The 24162-nt window shown below is 61.8% G+C and carries 23 protein-coding genes; 16 read left to right on the plus strand and 7 right to left on the minus strand.

What is annotated here, in order from left to right; genetic code table 11:
- The first annotated feature begins 191 nt into the window (after positions 1–191).
- Both KBC96_01845 and KBC96_01850 read left to right on the plus strand, forming a co-directional pair.
- Positions 192–1241 carry a BMP family ABC transporter substrate-binding protein gene (locus KBC96_01845; protein MBP6963125.1) on the plus strand — a complete coding sequence of 350 codons (1050 nt, stop codon included), beginning with the start codon at positions 192–194 and terminating at the stop codon, positions 1239–1241.
- A gap of 36 nt (positions 1242–1277) precedes the next feature.
- A complete protein-coding gene (locus KBC96_01850; GenBank protein ID MBP6963126.1) occupies positions 1278–2378 on the plus strand; it encodes a family 10 glycosylhydrolase in 1101 nt (366 codons plus the stop codon).
- Here the strand turns inward: KBC96_01850 and selB are convergent, their stop codons facing one another.
- Positions 2379–4274, minus strand: a complete 1896-nt coding sequence (gene selB / locus KBC96_01855) for a selenocysteine-specific translation elongation factor (GenBank protein ID MBP6963127.1) — start codon at positions 4272–4274, stop codon at positions 2379–2381.
- 160 nt (positions 4275–4434) lie between these two features.
- Between selB and folK the strand changes: the two genes are divergently transcribed.
- Genes folK through KBC96_01885 form a run of 6 tightly spaced genes read left to right on the plus strand, consistent with a single transcriptional unit; the run spans position 4435 to position 10205 of the window.
- The gene (gene folK / locus KBC96_01860; GenBank protein MBP6963128.1) at positions 4435–4947 is read left to right on the plus strand and encodes a 2-amino-4-hydroxy-6-hydroxymethyldihydropteridine diphosphokinase; all 513 of its coding nucleotides are present in this window, start codon (positions 4435–4437) and stop codon (positions 4945–4947) included.
- Positions 4923–6179 (plus strand): type II secretion system F family protein, encoded by a 1257-nt coding sequence (locus KBC96_01865; GenBank protein MBP6963129.1) that lies wholly within the window; start codon positions 4923–4925, stop codon positions 6177–6179. The genes folK and KBC96_01865 overlap by 25 nt, the downstream gene beginning before the upstream one ends.
- Positions 6155–7339 (plus strand): type II secretion system F family protein, encoded by a 1185-nt coding sequence (locus KBC96_01870; GenBank protein MBP6963130.1) that lies wholly within the window; start codon positions 6155–6157, stop codon positions 7337–7339. The genes KBC96_01865 and KBC96_01870 overlap by 25 nt, the downstream gene beginning before the upstream one ends.
- 24 nt (positions 7340–7363) lie before the next feature.
- Positions 7364–8518 (plus strand): J domain-containing protein, encoded by a 1155-nt coding sequence (locus KBC96_01875; GenBank protein ID MBP6963131.1) that lies wholly within the window; start codon positions 7364–7366, stop codon positions 8516–8518.
- A gap of 2 nt (positions 8519–8520) precedes the next feature.
- A complete protein-coding gene (panB, locus tag KBC96_01880) occupies positions 8521–9327 on the plus strand; it encodes a 3-methyl-2-oxobutanoate hydroxymethyltransferase (protein MBP6963132.1) in 807 nt (268 codons plus the stop codon).
- On the plus strand, positions 9324–10205 hold the full coding sequence (locus KBC96_01885) for a pantoate--beta-alanine ligase (GenBank protein MBP6963133.1): 882 nt from the start codon (positions 9324–9326) through the stop codon (positions 10203–10205). The genes panB and KBC96_01885 overlap by 4 nt, the downstream gene beginning before the upstream one ends.
- On the opposite strand, the gene KBC96_01890 is transcribed toward KBC96_01885, so the two are convergent.
- The 3 genes from KBC96_01890 to KBC96_01900 form a co-directional block, all read right to left on the minus strand.
- On the minus strand, positions 10202–10864 hold the full coding sequence (locus KBC96_01890; GenBank protein ID MBP6963134.1) for a hypothetical protein: 663 nt from the start codon (positions 10862–10864) through the stop codon (positions 10202–10204). The genes KBC96_01885 and KBC96_01890 overlap by 4 nt on opposite strands.
- A gap of 123 nt (positions 10865–10987) precedes the next feature.
- Positions 10988–11992, minus strand: a complete 1005-nt coding sequence (locus KBC96_01895) for a Gfo/Idh/MocA family oxidoreductase (GenBank protein ID MBP6963135.1) — start codon at positions 11990–11992, stop codon at positions 10988–10990.
- 142 nt (positions 11993–12134) lie between these two features.
- Positions 12135–12644, minus strand: coding sequence for a hypothetical protein (locus KBC96_01900; GenBank protein MBP6963136.1), 510 nt, complete (start codon positions 12642–12644; stop codon positions 12135–12137).
- A gap of 74 nt (positions 12645–12718) precedes the next feature.
- Here KBC96_01900 and KBC96_01905 point away from each other — a divergent pair, with 74 nt between their 5' ends.
- The 8 genes from KBC96_01905 to KBC96_01940 all read left to right on the plus strand — a co-directional run bounded on the left by KBC96_01905 (position 12719) and on the right by KBC96_01940 (position 20866).
- Positions 12719–13711: an ATP phosphoribosyltransferase gene (locus KBC96_01905; protein MBP6963137.1), complete on the plus strand. Its 993-nt coding sequence runs from the start codon at positions 12719–12721 to the stop codon at positions 13709–13711.
- A 51-nt stretch (positions 13712–13762) separates the two neighbouring features.
- Positions 13763–14986 (plus strand): tetratricopeptide repeat protein, encoded by a 1224-nt coding sequence (locus KBC96_01910; GenBank protein MBP6963138.1) that lies wholly within the window; start codon positions 13763–13765, stop codon positions 14984–14986.
- Between the two features lie 176 nt (positions 14987–15162).
- Complete coding sequence (locus KBC96_01915) at positions 15163–16527, plus strand: tetratricopeptide repeat protein (protein MBP6963139.1); 1365 nt, start codon at positions 15163–15165, stop codon at positions 16525–16527.
- A 12-nt stretch (positions 16528–16539) separates the two neighbouring features.
- Entirely contained in the window at positions 16540–17553 is a 1014-nt protein-coding gene (gene queA / locus KBC96_01920; protein MBP6963140.1) for a tRNA preQ1(34) S-adenosylmethionine ribosyltransferase-isomerase QueA, read from the plus strand.
- A 33-nt stretch (positions 17554–17586) separates the two neighbouring features.
- A complete protein-coding gene (locus tag KBC96_01925; GenBank protein ID MBP6963141.1) occupies positions 17587–18210 on the plus strand; it encodes a helix-turn-helix domain-containing protein in 624 nt (207 codons plus the stop codon).
- 16 nt (positions 18211–18226) lie between these two features.
- Positions 18227–18565, plus strand: a complete 339-nt coding sequence (locus KBC96_01930; GenBank protein ID MBP6963142.1) for a DUF192 domain-containing protein — start codon at positions 18227–18229, stop codon at positions 18563–18565.
- A 63-nt stretch (positions 18566–18628) separates the two neighbouring features.
- Positions 18629–19783 carry a glycosyltransferase family 4 protein gene (locus tag KBC96_01935; protein MBP6963143.1) on the plus strand — a complete coding sequence of 385 codons (1155 nt, stop codon included), beginning with the start codon at positions 18629–18631 and terminating at the stop codon, positions 19781–19783.
- Positions 19784–19951: 168 nt separating this feature from the next.
- The gene (locus KBC96_01940) at positions 19952–20866 is read left to right on the plus strand and encodes a hypothetical protein (GenBank protein ID MBP6963144.1); all 915 of its coding nucleotides are present in this window, start codon (positions 19952–19954) and stop codon (positions 20864–20866) included.
- A gap of 74 nt (positions 20867–20940) precedes the next feature.
- On the opposite strand, the gene KBC96_01945 is transcribed toward KBC96_01940, so the two are convergent.
- From KBC96_01945 to KBC96_01955, 3 genes are read right to left on the minus strand one after another with little or no spacing between them, the layout of a single operon-like run.
- A complete protein-coding gene (locus KBC96_01945) occupies positions 20941–21948 on the minus strand; it encodes a polyprenyl synthetase family protein (GenBank protein MBP6963145.1) in 1008 nt (335 codons plus the stop codon).
- A 2-nt stretch (positions 21949–21950) separates the two neighbouring features.
- A complete protein-coding gene (gene ubiE / locus KBC96_01950) occupies positions 21951–22667 on the minus strand; it encodes a bifunctional demethylmenaquinone methyltransferase/2-methoxy-6-polyprenyl-1,4-benzoquinol methylase UbiE (GenBank protein ID MBP6963146.1) in 717 nt (238 codons plus the stop codon).
- 3 nt (positions 22668–22670) lie between these two features.
- Positions 22671–24161, minus strand: a complete 1491-nt coding sequence (locus KBC96_01955) for an NADH-quinone oxidoreductase subunit N (GenBank protein ID MBP6963147.1) — start codon at positions 24159–24161, stop codon at positions 22671–22673.
- Position 24162: the final 1 nt, after the last annotated feature.

Raw genomic sequence — 24162 nt, forward strand, 5'->3', positions numbered from 1 at the left:
GGCATCTTCCACCACGGTCGTCTCCTTCGTTGCTTCATGAACCAACGCCCTATGATACCTGATTCCCGCGGCGCTTGGCAAACCCTACCGAAGTTCGCTGGGAGTGCGGATTGACCCCGACGAAGGCTTTCCTGCCTTCTGCGTCGTATCTGTTCACTGAGACCGACTCCCGTTACACAGGTGATGACTCCATGACCAGGTTGTTCCGATTCCTCGCCGCGCCTCTGGCGATAGTGCTTCTTGCGGTCGGATGCTCCAAACCGCCTCCACAGCAGAGCGCAGAAACGACCGGCAAGATCAGGGCCGCCGTTGTGACCGACACGGGCGGGATCGGCGACCGCTCGTTCAACGCCATGGCCTGGTCGGGCGTTCAGCGTGCCGGCAAGGAACTCGGCATCGGCGCAAAGTTCCTCGAGTCGAAGGAGCAGGCCGACTACGCGATCAACCTCAGCCGCTGTGCGCAGCAGGGCTACGACGTCGTATTTGCGGTCGGCTTCCTAATGGAAGACGCGCTGGCCAAGGTTGCGCCGAAGTACCCGAATACGAAGTTTGTCATCATCGACGGCAGCGCTCCCAAAGCCGCCAATACCGCCTCTCTGAAGTTCCGGGAGGAGGAGGGCTGCTTCCTCGCCGGCGCGCTCGCGGGTATCGTTTCGAAGAGCGGCAAGATCGGCTTCGTCGGCGGTATGGAAGTCCCGCTGATCAAACGGTTCGAGTCGGGCTACAAGGCCGGGGCCCAGACCGTCCGCCCGGATGGGGTGGTGCTGGTCGCGTATACCGGCAAGTGGGACGACCCGGCGAAAGGCAAGGAACTCGCGCTCGCGCAGTTCAGCCAGGGCGCGGACATCATCTTCCACGCGTCCGGCTCGTGCGGGCTCGGGGTAATCGAGGCGGCGAAACAGAAAGGCAAGGGCTTCTATGCGATCGGCGTGGATGCCGACCAGGACTATATCGCGCCCGGGCGGGTCCTCACCAGCATGATGAAGCGCGTCGATAACGCTGTCTACGCCATCTGCAAGGACGCCGCGAAGGGCAAGTTCGTCTCCGGCGATCACAGCTTCGGCTTGAAAGACGGCGGTGTCGGACTCAGCCCGATGAAGTACACGAGGCAGTACGTCTCTGACGGCGGGATGAAGCAGGTTGAACTACTGAAACGGCTTGTGATCGAAGGGAAGGTCAGACCCCCGAAGACGCCGGACGAGCTGCGAACCTTCAAACCGGCCGGGCTGGTGATGGACTAATCGGGGTCTGACCTGTCCGACGAAAGAGATCGAACAATGAAACGCATCACTCTCGCCACACTGATGGCCCTGACATGCGTCGCGCCCGTCCTGGCCGTCGGTAAGTCGCCGGGGAAGGTCGGCGCATACGTGTTTCTTGCCCGCACGCACTCGCCGGATGCCCAAAGCCTGCGGGCGCTCGTCAACGAGGCCGCCGATGCGGGGATTCAGTTCCTCATGCCGTACGCGCGCACGACCGAGGGGTACGCGTTCTACGACAGCAGGATTATGCCGCAGATTCCCAGGCCCTACGATGCGCTTGAGGTCGTCATCGAGGCCGCCCACGCTCGAGGTATGGAGGTTCACCCCTGGTTCGTAGTCACGGCCGACGGCTACAACGAGATGTCCCCGATCCTGCAGCAGCACCCGGACTGGTGCATGGTCGACGTCAACGGCAAGCGGGTAGGGTGGATCGATCCGTCGTCCCCCGAGGCCCGACAGCACGTGGTCTCGGTCCTCAAGGAGATCGCTGCCAACTACGACATAGACGGCATCAACCTCGACTACCTGCGCTACGCGACTCCCGGCAGGTACTGCTTCTGCGAGCGGTGCACGAATGCCTTCGAGCAGCGGTTTCACCTCGATGCCAAGGCCGCGAACAGCGCCGAGCCGGGATCGCGCGACTGGGCGAAGTGGCGCCTCTTCAGGTTCCGTCAGACGAACCAGTTCATGCGCGAACTCCGTGCTGGTCTGAGAGAGGTCAAACCCGAGGCCACGATGAGTGCGTACGTCTGGGGAGCGCAGACCTACGGCAAGGGCTACAATATCTGCCAGGACTGGAAGACCTGGATGGACGAGGGACAGCTCGACTGGGTCAATCCGATGGGCTACTACGACATTCCGCGCGAGTACCTCGCGGCGGCGCGGTGGAACCGCGAACTGGCGGCCGACATCCCGATGCACGTGACGCTGACCCGGTACTTCAGGCGCGACCCGCAGAAGTCGCTGGAGACCGCGAAGACCCAGATCCGGGACGCGATGAAACTCGGGGCCGACGGCGTCGTCCTCTTCCACGTGGAGGGGTTCCGCCCGATGCTGAAGGACCTCTCTCCGCTACTCCACGATGTGGCATCCGGCAAGCTCGACCGCAGGCCGTGATTATCGCCCTCCGGCCACGCGTTCGTCGCCGACGCGGCGGGTGATGCGCTTCGAGTCGAAGTACTCCAAGAGCGGGACGGCGTACTTGCGGCTCGTGCCGGTGAGGTCGCGGAACTCGCTGACGGTGAGCTTCCCCTTCTCCTCGAGGAACCTGCGGACGGTCGATTCGGCCGCCGTCACCGTCGAAGCATGCAGGTACATTCCCTCGGCGATCTTCACGACCTCGCCCCGGTAGACGAGCATCTCCAGGATCTCCTTCGCCTCAGCCTGAGGGAGGCCGGTTGCGCGGAGGAACTCGTCGGCGTCCGGGACGTTCAGCCCAGCGTCAAGGAGAGTGCGCCCGAGGGAGTCTGCGGCCGACTGCTGTTTGGCCGTCAGTACCGGCTCGAAGTCCGGTAGCCGAACGGAGGTGTCGGATGTTGCGATGATTCCCCCCGACTCCAGCTGCGTGAGTACGGCGCTGAACGTGCGGTTGTCCATCCCCCTGGCGGTTGCGCCTCGGAGTTCCTCTCTTGACATGCCCGGCCGGAGCGGATGCCTGGCGTGGAAATCACTGAGCGTCGCCTTCATTCTCGACGAATACTGCGACAGGACCGACGCGTGGATCAGCTTCCCGCCGTTGAGTGTCACGGCTCTCCCAGCGCGCCGGAGCGATTCGAGTAGGGCCTCGGGGTTCGGTATCTCGGCCTTCTTCAGCAGTTCCGGAGGCGCGATCCCCGCGACCGCCTGCTTTAGCATCTGTTCCAGAAGCTCCTCGGGCGTGCCCCTGGAGGCGGTATCCAGGGAACTGATCGTGCCCGCATCGAACCGCTTGTGCTTTCGCGCGGCCGCATCGACCACCACTCCGCCGCCGATTGTCACCATCGGGGAGTACGAGCGGATGACGAACCGGTCGCCTCTGGATACCGCCGTTGGGGTCTCGGCCCTGAACTGAGCGTAGGCGGCGTCGCCGGACTTCAACTCGTCGCGGTCGAGGAGTGTCAGTCGCCCGAGGATCTCCGCCGTCCCCGCGTGGAATCTGACACGGGCACGGTTCTTCAGAGGGTGGGGTGTCTTGCCAAGCAGGGAGATCCTTACGTCGAGTACCGCCGACGCCTTGAGCGTGCCCGGGGTCGCGACGACGTCACCCCGGGCGAGGTCGGCGACCTCAATGCCGGCGAGGTTCACGGCGACTCTGGTCCCCGCCTCGGCCTGGTCCACCTTCTGCCCATGGACCTGTATCTGCCTCGCCCTCGATTCGAGCCCGGGCGGCAGCACCTCGACGGGGTCGCCGACGCGGATCGTGCCGGACGCGAGGGTACCGGTGATCACGGTGCCGAAGCCGGTTAGGGTGAACACGCGGTCGATCGGGATGCGGAACGCACCCGAGGAGTCTCGCCTCTCGACGGCATCGCATGCGGTCTGAAGCGCATCGAGCAGTTCCGGCATGCCCATTCCGGTCGTGCCCGATACAGGGAGTATCGGCGCGTCCGCGAGGAATGTGTCAGCCAGTCCCGCGCGGATGTCGTCTGCGACGACGGCGAGCCACTCCTCTTCGACCAGATCGGCCTTGGTGAGCGCGATCACTCCGCGCTTCACCTCGAGGAGTTGCAGGATCTCCAGGTGCTCGGTCGTCTGGGGCATGACTGACTCATCGGCGGCGATCACCATCAGCGCAACGTCTACGCCTCCGGCTCCCGCGAGCATGTTCTTGAGGAAGCGCTCGTGGCCCGGGACGTCGACGATCCCGACCCGCTGCCCGTTGGGGAGCGTCAGGCTGGCGAACCCGAGGTCGATCGTCATCCCGCGCTCCTGCTCTTCGCGCAGGCGATCGGTATTGATGCCGGTCAGGGCGTGGATGAGCGTCGTCTTTCCGTGATCTACGTGGCCCGCCGTGCCGACTATTATGTTCTTCATGTTACCGCCTGACTCGTCTGACAGCTCGGACCCGTCTGGTCGCCACTACTTGCCCGCGTGGACAATCCCTTTCGCATTTCGGTATAATGTCCATAGGCATCCCCGGATTTCGCTGACACTATACCATCTGCGGGCGTGTCAGTCGAGAGGAACTGACCAGTTGGCTGTCGTCTACCTAGGTCTCGGATCGAATCTTGATGACCCTAAGGCGAACCTCTGCGAGGTTGTCGAGAAGCTATCCGCTCGTCCCGACGTTAGAGTCATACGGCTCTCGTCGCTATATCTCACGACTCCCATCGGGTTTGCGGATCAGCCGGATTTCCTCAACGCGGTAGCTGTAATCGAGACCGATCTGTCGCCGGCCGATATGCATGCGTATGCCAGGGATGTCGAAGATCAGATGGGCCGCACCCGAAATTTTCTGTGGGGTCCGAGAGTCATAGATGTTGACCTGCTCCTCTGGGACTCTGAGGAGATATGCACCCCGGATCTAACGATTCCGCACCCGCGGACGCTGGAACGTGCCTTCGTCCTGCAGCCGCTCTCGGAGGTTGCGCCGGACTTGGTGCTGCCAGATGGACGAAGGGTTCAGGATGTGCTCGACCAACTCGGCGACCAGGGCGTGGTGAGACTGCCGGAGACCGACCAGTGGCAATGTACCGATATGAGGTGATTGACCGGGCCGGCAAGGTGCTGTCCGGGGTGATGAACGCATCGTCGGAGGAAGACGTGCGTCGGAATCTTTCTGCGAAGGGCTATGCCATTCGCTTGGTGATCGGTCCGCCCGCTCCCGCAATCCCTGTTCCCTGCGCGCCCAGGGCGTCGGCCCCGATGGCGAAGTTCCCTCAAAGCGCCGCGTCAGCCCCCCCGGCGGAAATCGCATCATTTCTGCGCCAAGCCCAGTCGTTTCTTCACTCGGGCGTCGGCCTCTACGATGCGATGATCCGCATGCGCGACCAGACGCGCAGTCCTGCCATGCGCCGGCTGCTTGACGCGATGGGGTGCCGAGTCCAGGCCGGCATACCGCTGAGTCAGGCGATGGGTGAGTTACCTCGGGCCTTCCCGGCCCATGTTGCCGGTGTGACCGCGGCGGGCGAGCTCGGTGGCTTTCTCCCTGCCGTGCTCGGCGAGATTGCCCTCGACTACGAGATCGAGCAGAAGTCCTCCTCGCGCTGGGTCAAGTGGACTCGAGATCTGCTGTGGATCAACTGCATCGGAGTGCTCTTCTTGGTGCCGGCGATGCCGAACCTTCCGGTGATTGCGACCGAGGGGTTCTCCGGCTATCTGCGGGCCTACGTCTCCGACGTGATGAAGTACGTCGTACCGCCTGTTGTCATAGGGCTGGTCGCGTGGGCGGCGCTGCGATCGTTCCTGCGACGAGCCGAGTCGCGCCCACTTGCGGACTCAGCGGTTCTGCGAGTCCCGTGGTTCGGACGTGCGAGCCGCGATCGGTCGCTGGCGAACTTCACGCGGATGCTCTGGAGGCTGCAGGCGGCTGGGATACTCCCGATCCAGGCGTGGGAAGCCGCTTCGAAGGCGGCGAACAACACGGTAATCGCGGCAAATCTGAGTCGCCGTGTGGCCGCTCTACGTTCGGGGGCGAAGTTGAGCGAGGCGATGTCCGAGTCCGGACTGTTCCGCGACGACGACATACGGCTGCTGGGCGCCGGTGAGGTCTCCGGGCACACAACCGATATCCTCGGCAGGATCGCGGCGCACTATGGGCACGCCGCGATGCGGTCCGCGGGCCGAGTGCAGGGACTGGGTTTGCACATAGCGGTGCTGGCGAATATCCTCGCGCTGATGGCGATCGTGCTTAGCAACATCCAGTACGTATTGAACTCGATCTCAATGGTGGAACGCGAGTTCGAGCCGATGATATGGCTGTTTTTTCCTATAAAGTGAAGGATGGGTCGGGCCACACTCTTACGGGGCGTCTTGAGGCCGGCAATCGGCGCGAGGCGGTGGCTTCGCTCCAGGGTATGGGTTACTGGGTGCTCGATGCGCGCGAGATCGGGGACCGTTGCCGCGGGTCGAGCAGTCCGCTCGCTCTTCTCACGCGGTGGTTCAGTACGCCGATATTCGGAGGCGCGCCGGTCAAGGCTCTTTCCGTATACTACCGCCAACTTGCAACGATGGTGGCTGCGGGGATGAGTCTCGCGCAAGTCCTTGACTCCCTCGGACGCAAGGCGCCGACCGGGCGTCTCAGCGCGGTGTCCCGAGAGGCGGCTCGACATGTCCAGGGCGGGGGCCAACTGAGCGATGCTTTCGCCCGGCACCCGTCGCTCTTTCCGGATATACACATCAGCCTGCTGAAAGCAGGTGAGGCGGGCGGCTCGATGGACCTGATGCTGAACCGGATTGCCGATTACCTGGAGAGGGAGCACGCCCTTCGTCAGCGGCTCCGCATGGCGACTCTGTATCCGAAGATGCTGCTGCTGGCGTTCATATTCATCCCGTCGGCCCCGAAGCTCGTGCTCTCAGGTTCAAAGGAGTATCTGGAGACCACTCTCCCGCAACTGATCGGCATCCTGCTCTGGATCGGAGTGATCTGGGTTGCCTACAGACTGCTATACCAGGTAGCCGCATTTCGATGGGCGGCCGATATGCTGAAACTCGTAGTTCCTGGAGTCGGCGCGCTCGTGAGGATGCTTGCGCTGTCGAAGTTCTACCGGGCGCTTGGCAGCCTCTACGGCGCTGGGACCAGCCCGTATCAGGCGATCGTGCGCTCGGCTGACGCCTGCGGAAATCTCTATCTCGCGAGAAGGCTTCGCGAGGCGGCTCCGGCCGTTCAGAACGGTGGCGCGTTCACCGATGCGATGCGGCATGCCGGAGTGATGCCGCCGCTGGCCCTGGATATGCTCGCGACCGGCGAGGCAACCGGCAGCATTCCCGAAATGATGGACAAGGTCGCGGAGTTCGCTGAGAGCGAGTCCGAAGTCGGGATTCACAGGTTGACGATGATTCTCGGTGTGCTGTTGATACTCGCCGCCGGGGTCTACATAGGCATCCAGGTTGTCGGCTTCTACATACACCAGTATGCTGGAGCGCTCGAACTGACTTAGATATCAGGCTCCGGGTTTTTCGCCATGGCTCTGAAGAAGACGTACTACGAGATACTGGGCGTACCGCGTGCGGCCTCTCAGGAGGTCATCAAGAAGCGGTATCGGCAGTTGGTGCGCAAGCACCATCCCGATGTCGCCGAGGACAAGCGCGCCGCTGCGGGTGCCTTCCTGGAGATCACTGAGGCCTATCAGGTACTCACGAACGCGGACCGGCGCGTCATATACGATGCCGAACTGGATCGGAACATCACGGAAGTCGCTCCCCGTCCGGCGCGGCCGCATGCGTCAGGCGCCAAGGCATCCCAGTCTGTGCGTACCCGCGCATCTGGAACCCGGCCGCGCAGTGGTCGGGGTGCCGACACGGCCAGGGTGCAGCGGCTGATCAAGCAGGCCGAATCCTCCTACAGCCGCGGTCAGCTATGGGCGGCGCTTGACGCAGCCAAGTCGGCGGCCTCGATGGATCCCAGAAACGCTCCGGCGCATGTGATTATGGGTGACGTCTATAGGATGCAGGGACGCGTTGACGAGGCCGTGTCGATGTACACCCTCGCGCTCCAGTTCGATCCGAGGAACGCCGATGCGATGGATAAGCTGGACAAGGCGATGCGTCGTAGCCGAAAGGCGCAGTCACCTGCCGCTTCCGAAGACCGCAAGCAGGTGCTCAAGACCGGGGTCGGCCTCGTCGTCGGGTCGCTCGGCACGCTCGTGCTCTTCATGCTATACTTCTCTCCGGGCGAACCGATACCGTGGCTGAAGGATCATCTGCCCGTCGTCGGAGCCTGGACGGGGATGTTGGTCACGGCCCTGCTCGGCATGGGTGCCTTGATCGGATTCACATTGAGCATGACGGAGAGCCTGAGGTCGCTCGACGACGAACTCGTCTTCCAGACGATCTCCGCGGGCAAGAGACTGACCTACCCGGTCGGTCTCCTGCTCATCCTGTTCAGTCTGTTCAATTTCTATGCGGCGGTGGTGATTTACGTGCTCGGGGGTATCATCCAGGACGCGATGTCGTCCTCGGTGATGAAGTCTTTCGTGGCGACAGCTCTCGTCGTAGTAGTCGTCGCCGTGTTCTTCCCTGTGGGGGCCAGGCAGGTTCTCATCTGGGGCGGTAACCTGGTATTCCCGGCCATGCTGCTCGGCTGGGCGCTGGGCGATATGGTAAAGCCATGGGGGTAGTGATGAACGGCAAGAAGGTCACAACAAGAAGCATCGTTGAGAAGAAGGGCAGGGGAGAGAAGATCACCGCCCTCACTGCCTACGACTTCCCTACTGCCAGATTGCTCGATCAGGCAGGAGTGGATGTCGTCCTTGTCGGCGATTCTCTGGGCGAGGTCGTCCTGGGCATGGAGAGCACCCTGCCGGTCACCCTCGACATGATGATACACCATGCGACTGCCGTCAGTCGGGGGGTCGAGCGCGCGCTCGTCGTAGGCGACATGCCGTTCATGACCTATCAGATCAGCCCCGAAGAGGCGCTTCGCAACGCCGGACTCTACATGCAGGAGGCGGGCATCCACGCAGTCAAGCTGGAGGGCGGCCGCACGGTGTCGGATGCGGTGAGGCTCATCGTGGACGCCGGCATCCCGGTGATGGGACATCTCGGATATACCCCGCAGTCAAAGTACAAGTTCGGCGGCCCGCGAATACAGGGCCGGACGCAGGCGGAGGCGGAGCGGATACTGAGCGATGCGCGGGAACTGGAGGCGGCCGGCGTGTTTGCCATCGTCCTCGAGGTGATTCCGCAGGACCTGGCGCGGGAAGTGACTGCAGCGGTGTCTGTGCCGACGATCGGGATTGGTGCGGGGCCGTATTGCGACGGCCAGGTGCTGGTAGTGAACGATGTGATCGGCCTCACGCTGAACGGCACTCCCAGACACGCCAAGCGATATGCCGATCTCGGCTTGGCGATGACGGCCGCTTTCACGGAGTATGTGAGAGAGGTCACGCAAGGCGTTTTCCCCGGTGAGCAAAAGGAGCCTCTGTGAAGATCGTCCAGCGGATCGCCGATGTTCGCGATCAAGTGAGAATGGCCGGAGTCGGCGGTAGCACGGTCGGCTTCGTGCCGACGATGGGCTACTTCCACGACGGGCATCTGGCCCTCATGCGCAAGGCTCGCGAGGAAAACGGACTGGTCGTCGTGAGTCTCTTCGTGAACCCGACCCAGTTCGGACCCGATGAAGATCTGTCATCCTATCCGCGCAACTTGGATCGCGACGCGGCTATGGCTGAGGGTGTGGGCGTTGATCTGCTGTTCGTCCCTTCGGTGGAGGAGATGTACCCGGATGGCTGCTGCACTCATGTCGAGGTCGAGGGTCTTTCGAGAGGGCTGTGCGGTGCTTCGCGCCCGGGGCACTTCAGGGGCGTAACTACCATCGTCGCGAAGCTCCTGAACATCGTCCAACCGGCTCGGGCCTACTTCGGAATGAAGGACTATCAGCAGCTCAAGGTTGTCGAGCGCATGGCCCGGGACCTCGATGTGCCCGTGGAGATCGTGGCGGTTCCGACGGTCCGCGATCCTGACGGGCTCGCAATGTCCTCTCGCAACTCGTACTTGAGTGTGGAGGAACGCCGAGCTGCGCTCGTAGTGCCGAAGTCGCTCGACTACGCGGAGGATCTCATTGGAGGCGGAGTCCGAGACACGGCCGGCTTGCGGGACAGGATACGGGATTTTGTCGTACGGGAGCCGCTGGCGCGGATTGACTACGTGGAGGTCGTGGATTCGGAGAGCTTGGAGCCGCTTGATCGTGTCGAGGGGACGGCAGTCGTCGCGGTGGCTGTGCGGATTGGCAGGACGAGGTTGATTGACAATCGGATAGTGGGGTTGGAGGGGCGCACCGATGGCGTGCGCCCCTCTGAGTCCTAGAAACCCTTGGCGAAACTGACTCCCAGCGCCAGATCGTCACCGTCCAGAATCGCGCCGTGTACCTTAAGTTCGTCCGTGATCAGGAGACGAGCGCCGAAGTTGAAGTCCGTGCTGTCGTACTCAGCCATGAGCACCAGCCGCTCGCCAAGCACTGCGGAGAGGCCTCCGAAAATGCCGTCGATCATGCCTCCGCCCGCGCCGATGTGAACTCGGGGCGCGGTGATCTCTCCGTGCTTCGTCGTGTTCTTCCAGCTGATGGCTTTGCTCATAACGACATACGCGGTGGTATCTATCTCCCCGGTCAGGTCAATAATTCCAGTTGCGACGGCAGGGTGTGCCTGAGTCTCCGCCCGGAACGCATGCTTCGCGTTGAGTATGGTTTCACCGACCCCGCCGTCCGGTCTGATCCTGGCGAATCCGACCTCCGTTCCATCGCTCACCCCCAGGTTCAGAGCGTAGACATTTGAATCGGGACCGGATTCGAGATCTACCACGAACATGGCTGCTGAATACTGTCCCTTTTCCAGCGAATCAGTTGTCGGAATGGTTACGAGTCCGCTGTACCCCAGCAGTGATGGTGCCGCAGCGGCAGCTGAACTGGAGACTAGGATCGCTACGATGGCGCTGATACTGAGCGCAACACTCACCTGCTTCTTCATGATGCTTTGTTCCCCTTTCCTTAGGGCGCTTGTTGATTTACCAACCGCCGGGGGGCAGATGGTAGGTATTCCAGGCTATTGTACCCGTTTATGCCCCGACTTTCAAACCCCGACCTTGGGTTCCTATTCGAACGGCACCGGCTCTGTCTTCCCGCTGATCGCCGACTTCTCGGCGGTTTCGAAGACCGCTATGATGCGCCGCGAGGACTCTGGCGTTACCTCGAGAGGTGCTCCGTCCAGCAGGTGAGCGGCAAGGTTTACGTAGTACAGAGGCCATGTTCCCTCCTGATACTTCACATCGCCTTCAACGCGCACCCCGTCTACGTCGGTGATGACCTTGAAACTCCCGCCCCAGTGATCTATGATCGCCCCTCTTGTGCCCAGGATTCTGAACCTCGGCTCTCCCGCGTACGCGATGGAAGAGATCGTCAGATCGGCGGTGGCTCCGCTCTTGAAACGGATGATCGCTCGGCCCTGGTCCTCATTGGTGACCTCGTGCCAGACCCGTTTGTGGAAGAATCCAGTCACGCTCTCCATCGCCTCCGGGATGAAGTTCAGGATCCAGTCCACGAAATGGGCGCCCCAGTCATACATGCATCCGCCGGAGATCGCCTTGTCTGACCGCCACCAGTCACGGGGCTTGCTGTAGCCGCCCATGAAGGCCTCCAACTCGAAGACCTCGCCGATCGTGCCCCTATCGAGCACTTCCTTGATCGCCTTGAAGTCGCCGTCATGCCTGCGGTTGTGGAAGGTGGTGAGCGTGACCTTGTTCCTGCGAGCAGCCTCGATCATCGCGGTTGCCTCGGCGACGGAGAGGCACATCGGCTTCTCGACTACGACGTGCCTTCCGGCCTCGAGCGCGGCGACCGCAAGCTCGGCATGTGTGTTGTGTGGAGTGATGACCGCAATCAACTCCGCATCGCTTCGGTCGAGAAGGTCGTCAATGTGCAGATACGTCTCGATGCCGGGGTAGTCCTCGGCTGCGGCGTCCATGCGGGGAGGGTCAATATCGCAGGCAGCGATCGTTTCAATCCGCCCTGTGTCGTTCATCCACTTGGCATGGGACTTGCCCATGTTGAACGAGGCCCCGTATCCGAGCACGGCGGCCTTGATCTTCCTTTCGCTCATTGAGATCAGCTCCTGTAAGGTTGATGCGCCGCAATCGAGCGCGCTGACGTCATATTACGCGCTGAGCGGAGCAATCCTCCCGCGGCATGGGGATCGAATGCTGAGGGGCACAATGAGGGCCGAGTCAGACACACTTGCTTCTCTAGGCGGCTTTGGACTCGGACGTCTTGGCCGCCGAGTCATGGACGCGGCGCAATGCCTCGACCACAGCAGGAGAATACGTGGTCCCCGCGTCATGGCACATGACACGCAGCGCATCGTCGTCGGAGATCGGTTTGCGGTACCTCTGAGATGACGTCAGGCGATCGTAGGCATCGGCAACGGCGATGATCTCACACGCCTCGTCTGCGTGGGTCATCGTTCTGCGCGTATCCGTCTCGAGGCGTCGGTTGGTCTCAGCAAACCGGTGCAGGCACTCTGCGACCGAAGGGCTCAGTGCGGCCTCCGGGACGTGCGAGCGATCCAGGTGATGCAGGAGCGCCGCCAGCTTCAAGTCCGCAATCGCCTGCGGTTCCCATCCGAGTTCGCGAGCAACTAGGGCGCAAGTGCGTTCGACCCGCCTGCAATGATGCCACTCGTCCGGGTTGCGGTCGGATATCCCTGCGACGAGGGATTTCCATGCTATGTCGATCATGACTTCGTTGTCCTTCATTCTGCCGCCTCTGCTCTGAGGGAGTCTGTCAACTGGATTATCGGAGAAGCTAGGTACTATCACTAGGTTGCGACATGCGGAGGGGTGATAGCGTGCTGTACAGCTTTGAATCTCGAAACCTTGACCGCGATTGCGATTGTCGCTATACTCTGTATGCGTACCAGACAATCACCGCAGTAGCCGTCGAGGTGACGTTCTTGAAACTGAAGATCGGACTTCCTAAGGGAAGCCTCCAGGAATCAACATTCGCGATGTTCAGGAAAGCCGGCTGGGACTTCCGGGTAGGCAACCGCTCGTACATGCCGATATGCGATGACGAGGAGATCGAGGCGGTTCTGGCAAGGCCACAAGAGATTCCGAAATACGTGCAGGATGGCGTACTCGACGCCGGGCTGACCGGCAAGGACTGGATTGTTGACAACGACGCCGATGTGATCGAGGTGGTTGACCTGTCCTACAATAAGACCACTACCAGGCCCCTGCGCGTTGTTCTTGCCGTCCATGAGTGTTCGGAGATGGAGAGCGTCCGAGACCTCGAAGGCAGGCGCATCTCGACGGAGTACGTGAACCTCACGAAACGCTGGCTTGCTGAGAACGGCGTCTCTGCTCAGGTCGAGTTTTCCTGGGGCGCCTGTGAGATGAAGGTCCCGGAACTTGCCGACGCCATCGTCGTCAACACCGAAACAGGCAACTCCCTGCGCGCCAACAGCCTCCGGATAATGGATACACTTCTGGAATCCACGGCTAGGCTGATTGCGAACAGGGATTCCTGGGAAGATGGTTGGAAGCGCGGCAAGCTCGAACAGATTTCGATGCTTCTGACCGGCGCGCTGAATGCCGAGCGACTGGTCGGCCTCAAGATGAACGTGCGCAAGGCCGACATGGACAAGGTCACAGCCATCCTGCCCGCGCTGAACAGGCCTACGCTCTCGCCTCTTGCTGATGAAACCTGGGTGGCGGTTGAAACCGTCATAAACGAGAAGACGGTGCGCGACATGATTCCGCAGCTGCGCCATGCCGGTGCGGAAGGCATCGTGGAGTATCCGCTCAACAAGGTGATATACTGAGATGTGGGCCCCGATGGGCGGGCACGCCTGCCTGCCCGGAGATGACCGACTATGAGATGCAGCAAGTGTGGCACAGCGAACGACTCTGCGAACAAGTTCTGCAAAGAGTGTGGGCAGAAGTTGTCCGATCCCGGCGTGGCAAAGGAGCTCACGCCGGATGAGCACCTCAAGGTAGGCGAGTTCGTCTATCTCGCGTACAGGGAGAGCGACGCGGGGCACGTTGAGAACGCGATTGCCGCCTGTCAGGGCGCGCTCGCGATCAACGAAGATAACCCCGCGATCCACGCCCTTCTCGGGTCTCTCTACGCGCGCATGGGTGACCTCGCGCGGGCGATCTACGAGTACGAGCGGGTCGTCGCCCTGAATCCCGGCAGCCTAGAGGACAGGCGCAAGCTCGAGCAGCTTCGCGTGCAGTTGCTGATGCCGGCGCCCATAGTGAAGCCTCCCCGTCCGGCGATTCGCCTCGCCGATCTCAAGTGGTTCAAGCAGCACAGGGACAAACTGCCGTGGGTGGCCGCAGCCCTCGCCTTTCTGATAGTGGTCGCCATCGGAAGCGCCGCCATCAGAGGAAGTCGAACAAGGGACGCCTCGCCTCGCGATACCCAGGCCCAGAACGGCGCGCCGGATAACCGCATCCCCGGCCAACCGCTTCCATACGGGCCGGGTGCGTATACCCCCCCGGCTGGACAGGCCGCCGAGCCGCCGACTGCGGGCCGTGGGCAGACGGACCGGCAGGCAGTTACCGCCCCGGCCGTTCCGACGACTCGTCCGGGGATTCCGTCCGTGCCGCTCCCCGGCACGAATACGCGACCGAACTCGCCCGTGAGGCAGCCGAGTGCGCCGACCCAGGAGAGACCGGCAATCACACCCATCATCCGCCCGAGCGGCGGCGGGACGGGTACTTCTACATCCACGACTAACGCCGCTCGGCCGCGTACCCCGGTCATACGTCCTGCACCCGATTCAGTCGCTGCTCAGCCGTCGGTGAGTCCGGAGGAGCGCGGAAGGCAGCTTCACCGCGAAGGCAAATATGATGAGGCGATAAGCTCATACAGGGAGGCGCTTAACCAGACAAGCGATGCCGGCCGGGTGTATCAGCAGATCGCCATGTCCTACCAGCGTAAAGGCGACCACACGTTGGCGATAGACAGCTACAATCGCGCGATCAGGTCCTTCCGCGACCAGTTGAACACCGGTCGGGACAAGGCGGAGGTGGAGCGGAATATACGTGCCTGCGAAGCGGGCATCGAGGTCAGCCGCAGCGCCTCGCGTTAGGCGGGTAAATGACGAACATACGACCAACTCTTTCCATGCTTATCCCGGCTCTGCTATCTCTGTTCTGCTTGACAGAGGTTCTCGCGCAGAGCCAGTCGCCGCCTGTGGTGCTCATTGTGCCTGGCGTTGTGGGCGACTCTGCGACGGCGGACTCGGACGTACTGGACTCTGTCAGATTGCATCTCGCGGCAGCGAAGAAGTACAGAGTGATCGCGTTCGATCGGGAGAATCCGACGATCGCTCGGTTCATCATGGAGCGCGGCCTCGCGAGCGAACTCTACAAGAAGATGGCCGATCCGGCGGTCGTTCGCGACCTGGCTGGGATCGTAGGCGCCACTCACGTTCTCGCCGTTCACGGCGAAGTCAGTTCGGATACGGTTAGGGTCGGCCTTCGATTGACGCGGCTTGGAGGCAGAGGTGAGTGGTCTTCCTCGGCAGAGAGCGACATCGCGCAAGTGGGCGGCCCTCAGGCTCAGATGAACCGCCGAAACGCGATCAGCACTGCGGCAAGCTCCGCGGTTTCCCAGATTGACCTTGCCGCATTCCCGAACGCTCAACCGGGTGTCGAATCGCCGATCGCTGTCTCGCCTACGGTGATCCCGACCGTTGAGGCCTCGCTGGAGCAATCGGCTCCGAGGGACATTTCCGCCGAGTACGCGGCTTGCCTCAGCGCCGCCGACTCGTATATCGGGAAAGGGGACTTGCCGAACGCGATCCAGGAACTCAGGCAGGCGGTTAACCTGCAGCCCAAGACGGTCGCTGTGAGGGTCAAGCTCGCGGATGCCTATTCCGCGATTGGGATGCCCGAACTGGCCCTGGACGAGTTGCGGCGGGCGCTTCTCTTCGATGCCGACGATCCTGCCGTATACCGTGAACTCGCCGATTTCTACCTGGAGAGCGGCGCTCTTACCGAGGCAGCGGGCCAGTTGCGAGAGGTCATCAGGCTGAATCCTGACGACACTACCGCGCGCGTCAGCCTGGGCAATGTCTACTGGAACCTAAACAGGCTCGATGACGCCGCCGATGCCTTCAATCAGGCTGCAAGACTCGATCCTGCCAACCCTGTTCCGCACGAACGGCTCTACAAGCTCTACTGGGCTCGCAAGCAGTACGAGCTTGCCATTGAGCATCTGTCCGCCGGCCGGGCCGGCGGCGCCGAACTCGATGCTTCGTCGCGGTACAGGATCGCGGCGGAGGTCGTCCGCGGGCAGTTGACAGGTATCCTGGCGAAGCTTAAGACGAACTGGCAGGATTATCAGTCGAGCCGGCTCTCCCGCGAGAACTACTATCTCGACTGCAGCGACCTGAGCGTGCAGGTGGACGAGTTCACCAGATACTTGTCCACGCTGACCGTGCCGGACGGTCTCAGGGCCGCTCAGGCGCACGGAATGCTGTGCGCGAGCCTCCTGTCTCAGTCCATCAGCATGTTGACATCGTTTCTGGAAACCGACAAGCGCGAGTACGCGGATCAGTCGCAACTATTCCGGGAGGAAGCGGCTGCCGAGCTTCAGGCCTTTGGTAAGGCCATCACCCAGCGATGAGCGAAGGGCCGGATGTCCACGAGACTCAGCGACTACAGCTACTGCCTGCCCCGGGAGTTCATTGCGCAGGAGCCTTTGGCGGAGCGAGACAAATCCAGGCTCCTGGTTCTGGATCGGTGCACCGGGGACATCGAGCATAGAAGCTTTCTTGATCTGCCGGAGTATCTGGTGTCGGGCGATACGCTGGTCATGAACGACACGCAGGTCACTGCGCGACGGCTCTTTGGCGTCAAACCCACCGGCGGCAAGATCGAGGCGCTGCTGATGAGGCACCTCGGTGGTGGTCGGTGGGAGGCGATGGTCAAGCCGGGGCGCCGTGTCGCGGTGGGATCGAGAATCTGTTTCGACGGAGGCCTTGATGCGCAGGTTGTCGAACGTACCGAGGATGGCGGGAGAGTCCTGGACTTCGAATCTCCTGAAGTCGCGGAGATAGTGGGGCGGATAGGAGAAGTCCCGCTTCCGCCGTACATACTGAGTACTCTGAGCGATCCGTCGAGATATCAGACTGTTTACGCCGAATCTCCCGGCTCGGCGGCCGCTCCGACCGCGGGATTGCATTTCACGCCGAAGTTGCTGCATCGGTTGCGGGATCACGGCGTGCGTACGGCAAGCGTGACTCTGCAGGTGGGCATAGCCACTTTCCGTCCCGTCCGGGTCGAGGACATAGCCGAGCATGTGATGCATCGGGAGCGAGTATCGCTCTCGGCTGATGCGGCGGAGGTGATCAACTCGGCGGAAGGGCGAGTCATCGCCGTTGGCACGACCACCGCGCGGGTGCTGGAGAGCGCGGCTGTCGGTTACGGGAAGGTTGCGGCGATGGACGGAGAGACCGGGCTGTATATTACTCCTGGATACCGGTTTCAGATACTGGATGCTCTCATAACGAACTTTCACATGCCGAAGTCCACGCTCCTGATTCTGGTCTCCGCCTTTGCGGGGCGAGGTAGAGTACTGCACGCCTACGAGGAGGCCAAGCGTCGGGGATATCGCTTTCTCAGCTTCGGCGATGCAATGCTAATAGTCTGATGGGAGGCTCCATCACACCGGAGGGTGTATCTCATGCGTAGTTTACAGGATTGGACACGCTATCTCGAAGAGCAGGAGCAAGAAATCGAGACGCCGGCAAGGACTGCCGAGCGAAGGGTCGAGGAGAGGCCCGAGCCTCCTGCCCCGGTGCGGCAGGCTGAGACCGCGTCGGCCGTAATCGCTGCCCCGGAAGTCGAGGACGATGTTCCGGCCTTCCTGAGGGTCGAGAGTGAGCCGGTGATTCTCGAGCCTGAGAAGACTGCTCGGCCTGCCGAACTAACTGCTCCCACTCCTGTGCCGGCGGCCCGTCCTAGATCCGTGGCAGTGGCGTCGGCTCCGAACGCGGCGGCCGGTAGGGCGGCGCGCATCAGGAAGCGTCTGCCGACCAACTTGGATGCGGAGAGCGTCGGCCGGCGCGAGGTAGCCGAACGGTCGTACAAGACCTTCAAAGAGTCCCGCGAGGAGTTGATCGAGCGGCTCGTAGACCCCGTGCTCAGCCTGGAGGAGGTCGCGCGCGTGCTCAACGTCTGCCCGACAACCGTTCGGCGATACACGAACAGCGGGGCTCTTGCACACCACCGCACGGCGGGGAACCAGCGGCGGTTCAGGCTCTCCGACGTGCTGGCTTTTCTCGAGCGGCAGTCGGGCGGCGAGTAACAATGAGATTCCCCTCATGCGCGTGACGGTTCGGCCCGGCGGAGAGGTGCTCGCGGAGGATGTCGAGATCGCCCGCAGCCTTTCATCGCGGTTGTGGGGGCTGATAGGGAAGCCGCGGGGAAGCGTTCTGGTCCTGCCGCGATGCCGTCAGGTGCACACTTTCTTCATGCGTTACCCCGTTGACCTTGTGTGCGCTGACTCCGAGTGGCGGGTAGTGCGAGTTCGGTGTGGCCTTGAGCCTTGGCGTATCGGGCCGTATTGTCGGGAGGCTGCCTTCACCATTGAACTGCCGGCTGGCTCGGCGTCGTCGGTCAGCGTCGGCGACATGCTTGCGTTGGATGCCGATGGGAGCTGATCCGGAACGGTATCAGGTCGCCGTTACGTTCTTCCGACTGCCGCAAACCTCCGGGGAGTGACGTTGCGAATAGCAATCTTCAGCGAGAGTTTCGAGCCCGTTCTGAACGGCGTTACGACGTCAATCCAGACCCTGCGCGATGCGCTGCGCGATCATGGACACGAAGTTCTCGTCTTCGCTCCCGGGTTTCGCGGCTACCGCGACGACGATCCTGAAGTGTTTCGTTTTCCGTCCTTCAGGCCGCCGACTGCCCGCGACTACCCTCTGGCGCTCCCGTGGAAGCGCGGGCTCATCTCGCTCGTTCGCGAGTTGAAGCCGGACATCATACACACGCAGACTCCTTTCATGCTCGGCTGGACGGGTCTCAGGATCGGTCGCCGGCTGGGGATACCGGTCGTGTCCACGAACCACACGCAATACGCCGAGTATACACACTACTTCCCATTCGCGCCGGTCTCTTGGAGCAGGGCCGCTGTCATAGCGATGCTGAGACGCTACTACAACGCCTGCGATCTGGTGGTTACCCCCTCTCAGGCGAACAAGGACATCTTGATCTCGTACGGTGTTCGTCCTGACATTCGCGTAATCCCCACCGCCAACTCGCTTGACATTCCCCGGACTCCTGGGGTGCGTGAGGAAGTCCGTCGCGAATGGGGGGTTCCCGCGGACGCCATTGTGCTTCTGTTTGTCGGTCGCCTTGCGAGGGAAAAGAACATGACGCTCCTGCTGGATGGGCTCTCTCGTCTCTCTGCAGAGCACGATGACCTTCGTCTCGTCGTGGTAGGTGGCGGACCATACGAAGAGCACCTGGCTCGGGAGATCGAGAATCGCGATCTCTCAGACCGGGTCGTGATGACGGGGTCAGTACCGAGGGAGATGGTTGGGCGGGTCTACTGCGGTGGCGACCTGTTTGTCTTTCCCTCGACTACAGATACTCAGGGGCTCGTGCTTGTCGAGGCCCTGGCGGCCGGGCTTCCCTGCATCGCGGTCAATGCGGGAGGGAGCCCCGAAATGCTTAGAGACGGAGACGACGGCTTCTTGTGTGACAACGATGCCGCGGATTTCGCCGCCAAAGTTGAAGCCCTGGCAAACAGTGACGACCTTCGGCGAACATTCTCCGACCGTGCGATTGAGAACTCCCGCCGCTTCGGTTCTCAGGAAATGGTCCGACTGATGCTGGCCGCGTACGATGCAGCCCTGTCGTTGCGTTCCCTCTAGTGCAGGCAGTCCCCGAATACCCGTTCTCAATGCATAGAAGTTTGCGGAACTGGGTATACATTCAATAAGCATCATAAGTCAGCCCTAATAGTGAGAGCCCACGTTCTACTTGCGCTTACTATACAGGCGGTTGCTGGTGCAGAGACTCGTTTCAGAGGAGGTTGTGGAATGTCTGGAAGGTCAATGATTTGCGTGCTGCTGTCCGTCTTCATGCTGGTCGCTATTGCATGGGCGGCCGACGAACAGATCGTCTACAACGGCGACTTCGTCAGTCTCGGTTCAACGACCAGAATCTGCGCTTCGGCCCTCGAGGGAGACAACGGTAGTCTCGTCGGTTCACCGAATGTTGGTCTGTGGTTGCAGGCGTGGGACATGTCGGGGAACACGAGGTTCATCGGGCCGGGCGGTACAATCTACACCAACTCGCTCGGAAAGGCCTGTTCTCTCAAGACCCTGCTCACCGGGCTATACACCGTGCAGGCCTTCGGTGCAACCGGTGCATTCGATGGACTCGCTTCCATGCCTGCGGTGATAGCGAGCCTGACACCCAATAGTTGCAGCGTGGCTTCCGCGACTGCGGGGATAGCCTCCGTGCAGTCGCCGAATGGCCCGCGCGAGGTAGCCGTCGGCGACCTCTTGCAGGCCCCGAGACAGGCGCTGACCGTGGCCGCTCTGCCTGGCGGTCGAAGCCTGGCACAACTGCAGAACCTGAGGCCGAATCTGGTGCAGTTTCTGCTGCTTGACCCGGACAACCCCGCCGGCCCCACGAGAATCTGGTCCGGCCTATCTCAGTTTCAGATGTTCGTGTTTATGAGCTCGCCGCCGCAGGCCAACTCATATTCGGAATACCGTGGATTCTGCGACGTGCAGATCGGGGGTCTGACATATCGAGGCATAATGAAGGCCCTGCTGAGGATCAACAACGGCTGGTTCCGGTACAACGCCGTACCGATCACGACTCTGCTCACGGACGGTGGGGGGACCTTGGAAATCCATGTGACCACTCTGTCCGGCAAACCCGTGTATGATGCTGCCGGAAGCTTCCGAGGCTCCACGGGCATGTACTTCGCGCCGTTCTTCTAGGCCCCAAGGTCCGGGCGGGCGTCCGGTTCAGCAGGCGAATGTGCGAGGTCAACGCGTCTGGACGGTGGGGGATTCTATCTCTTCCGGGAGAGAATCCCCTCCGCCACAAGCCTCAGGGAATCGCGGTATGGCGATGGCGGTAAGGGGAGAATGCCGTCAAGGGCAATGGCGATGTACTCCGATGCGGCCTCACGAGTCGCCTCGATTGCGCCGGTCTCTTCGACCATGCGGCGCACGAAGTCCACATCCTCTTGGGTGGCTTCACCCGACGCCAGGATGCCCTCGATCCGCGTGCGGCTGTCCGGCTCTGCGCGATCCATCGCCAGTATCACCGGTAGGGTAACCTTCCCCTCGCGGATGTCGCCGCCGACCGGTTTGCCGATGAGTGCCGGATCGCCGATGAGATCGAGCAGGTCGTCGGTGATCTGGAAGGCCAGCCCGATGTTCAGCCCGTATTCCCCCAGCGAGTCCTCGACCCCCCGCGGAGCGCGCGAGCAGATCGCGCCGGTTCGGCAGCATGTGGACATGAACGCGGCGGTCTTGCCCGCGATGATGGTAATGTACTCCTTCGCGAGGCCCTCTACGTCTCCGCAGAGCTCGATCTGCCGAATCTCGCCCTCGGACATCGCTACCGTGGCGCGTGAGAGGGCCTCCATGACGGCAATGTCGCCGTCGGCTGCCAGCAGGGAGAACGCCCGCGCGAGCATATAGTCGCCCGTCAAGACCGACACCTGATTGCCCCAGAAGCGGTTCGCCGTGATCCGCCCACGCCGTGACTCTGCGTCGTCTATCACATCGTCGTGCAGCAGGGTCGCCATGTGGATCAACTCGGCGACAGCTGCCACGCGGATGAGATGCGAGTCATCGCAATCGTACAAGCAGGCTCTCCCCGATAGGAGTACGAGGCTGGGGCGCAGGCGCTTGCCGCCGGCATCAAGGATGTGGCCCGTTACGTCGCGGACCATCTTCACGCCCGAGTCCAGCTCGGATGAGATGGTCTCGTCAACCTGAGAAAGCTCACTCGCGATTGGTGCAAGGTAGTCGGGCACCGGGGGGTTCTGGATTCTGTCTTGAGTGGTCAAACTCATCTCTTTGTTCCTGCGTGTACTGCGACTGCGCCGCCGGTCAGGTCATAGACCCTCACGTCGGTCAATCCCACTTTCACCATGAGGCTCTTCAGTTCCTCTCTTGAGAGAAAGGATGCGACCGATGCGGGAAGATAATCATACGGCCCGCGCTTCCGGTTGACCGCCCAGCCGATCAGCGGAAGAAGGCGATTCGAGTACAGGCCGTGTGCGATTCTGAATAGCGAACCTCTTGGTGTGGCCAGTTCCAGAATCACCACTCGACCGCCCGGAACGACGATGCGCGTCATCTCTGCGAGTGCGGCCTCGATGCTCTCAACGTTGCGAATTGCAAAGCCGGCCACGGCGGCCTGATACGAGTCTGAGTGCAGTGGGAGTTTCTCGGCATTGCCCTCGAGGAGCGTAGTGTTCGTGATTCCAATCCGGCTGATCTTGCGAGCGGCCAGGTCCAGCATCGGGCCGCAGAAGTCAAGGCCGACCACGCATCCCCGCTCACCGACTGTTCGCGCGAGTTCGATCGCGAGGTCGCCGGTCCCTGTGCCCACGTCGAGCGCCGAATCGCCGGGACTCAACTCGCACTTCGCGACTGCGAACCTCCGCCAGTAACGGTGCAGGTTAAAGCTGAGAACTGAGTTCAGAAGGTCGTATCGGGGGGCGATTGACGCGAACATATCGCGGATCTGCTTGTCTCGAGTTCCGCGTTTCGAGTTTCGCATCTGCTACATTCCAGTCAGGGTGCTTGCCGAGAGTTGCGCGATCCTGATGAACGGCTCCGGGTAGAACAGCACGATGAACGTCACTGCCGTGGTCAGTGCGATCACGAAGCCGACCGGGATCGAGGAGACAATGGGGGAGTTGTCTTCGGACCTGATGAAGAACATCATGCGGACTACGTTGAAGTAGTAGTAGACGGCAACAATGGTGTTGACGCCCGCGATCACCGCGAGCCACAGAAGGGCCGTGTCGTTTGCCTGGAGCGCGGCCATGAAAAGGTACAGTTTCCCGATGAACCCTGCGGTCGGCGGGATTCCTGCCAGCGACAGCATGAAGACCGCCATGCAGGCCGCGGCGATCGGTGCGCGCTTGATGAGCCCGGCGTAGTCGCTGATCCGGTCCCCGATCCTCGCGGAGAGGATCGTCACGACCGCGAACGCGCCGAGATTCATGAACAGGTAGACAAGGAGGTAGAGCAGTACTGACGTGAGCGCCAGGGATGCCCCTCGGCCCATTGCCGCGATGCCGAGCAGAATGTATCCGGCCTGCGCGATGCTCGAGTACGCGAGCATCCTCTTGATATTCGTCTGCGGGATGGCGATGAGGTTGCCGACGGTCATCGTTACGGCGCAGAGCAGGATGATCACCGGCGTCCAGTCCACGATGTCCTGAGCGAACCCCGATGTCAAGACTCGGACGAGGACGGCGAACCCGGCCGCTTTCGATCCGACGGAAAGGAACGCCGTGATCGGCGTCGGCGAGCCCTCGTACGCATCCGGAGCCCACTGATGGAACGGCGCCATCGCAATCTTGAAACCGAAGCCCACGAGCGCGAAGACCATTGCCAGGTAGAGCAAGGGGTACGGGATCAGCCCGGACCGGAACGCGGTCGCAATCTCGGCAAGGTTCGTCTCGCCGGTCAGTCCGTAGAGGATCGTCATGCCGTACAGCATCACCGCCGCCGCGACCGAGCCGAAAATGAAGTACTTCATCGCCGCCTCGGACGATCTCGAGTCGCGCTTGAGATACCCAACCAGGATGTACGATGTGATGCTCAGGAACTCCAGCGAGAGGTAGATCATTATGAGGTCGTTTGACGCGGCCAGGAGGTTAATCGCAAGGGTTGCGAAGACGAGGAGCGCGTAGAACTCCCCGCGGTGGAAATCAACCTTTCGGAAGTAGTCAACCGCCAGCAGGGCGACGATGATCGTCGAGACGATCGCGATCATCTTGAAGAAGATGGCAAGGCCGTCTACGGCGAGAAGCCCGTTGAAGACAAGTGTTTGACAGCAGGCGCACGTGTACAGCCCCGTGAACATCATGACCGAAGGCACGAGTGCGGCGAGAAGCGTGGCTACGCATACGACCTCCGGAGAGAGCAGACCGATTCGGCGATCTCCGGACCGCTCCTTCGAGAACAGGCCCGCCGCCAGGGTCAGTATCGCGCCTGCGGTGAGTATCAGTTCCGGGGATATGCTGTATAGACTGAAGTCCACG

This window comes from Armatimonadota bacterium (assembly GCA_017993055.1).
Taxonomy (GTDB): domain Bacteria; phylum Armatimonadota; class UBA5829; order DTJY01; family DTJY01; genus JAGONM01.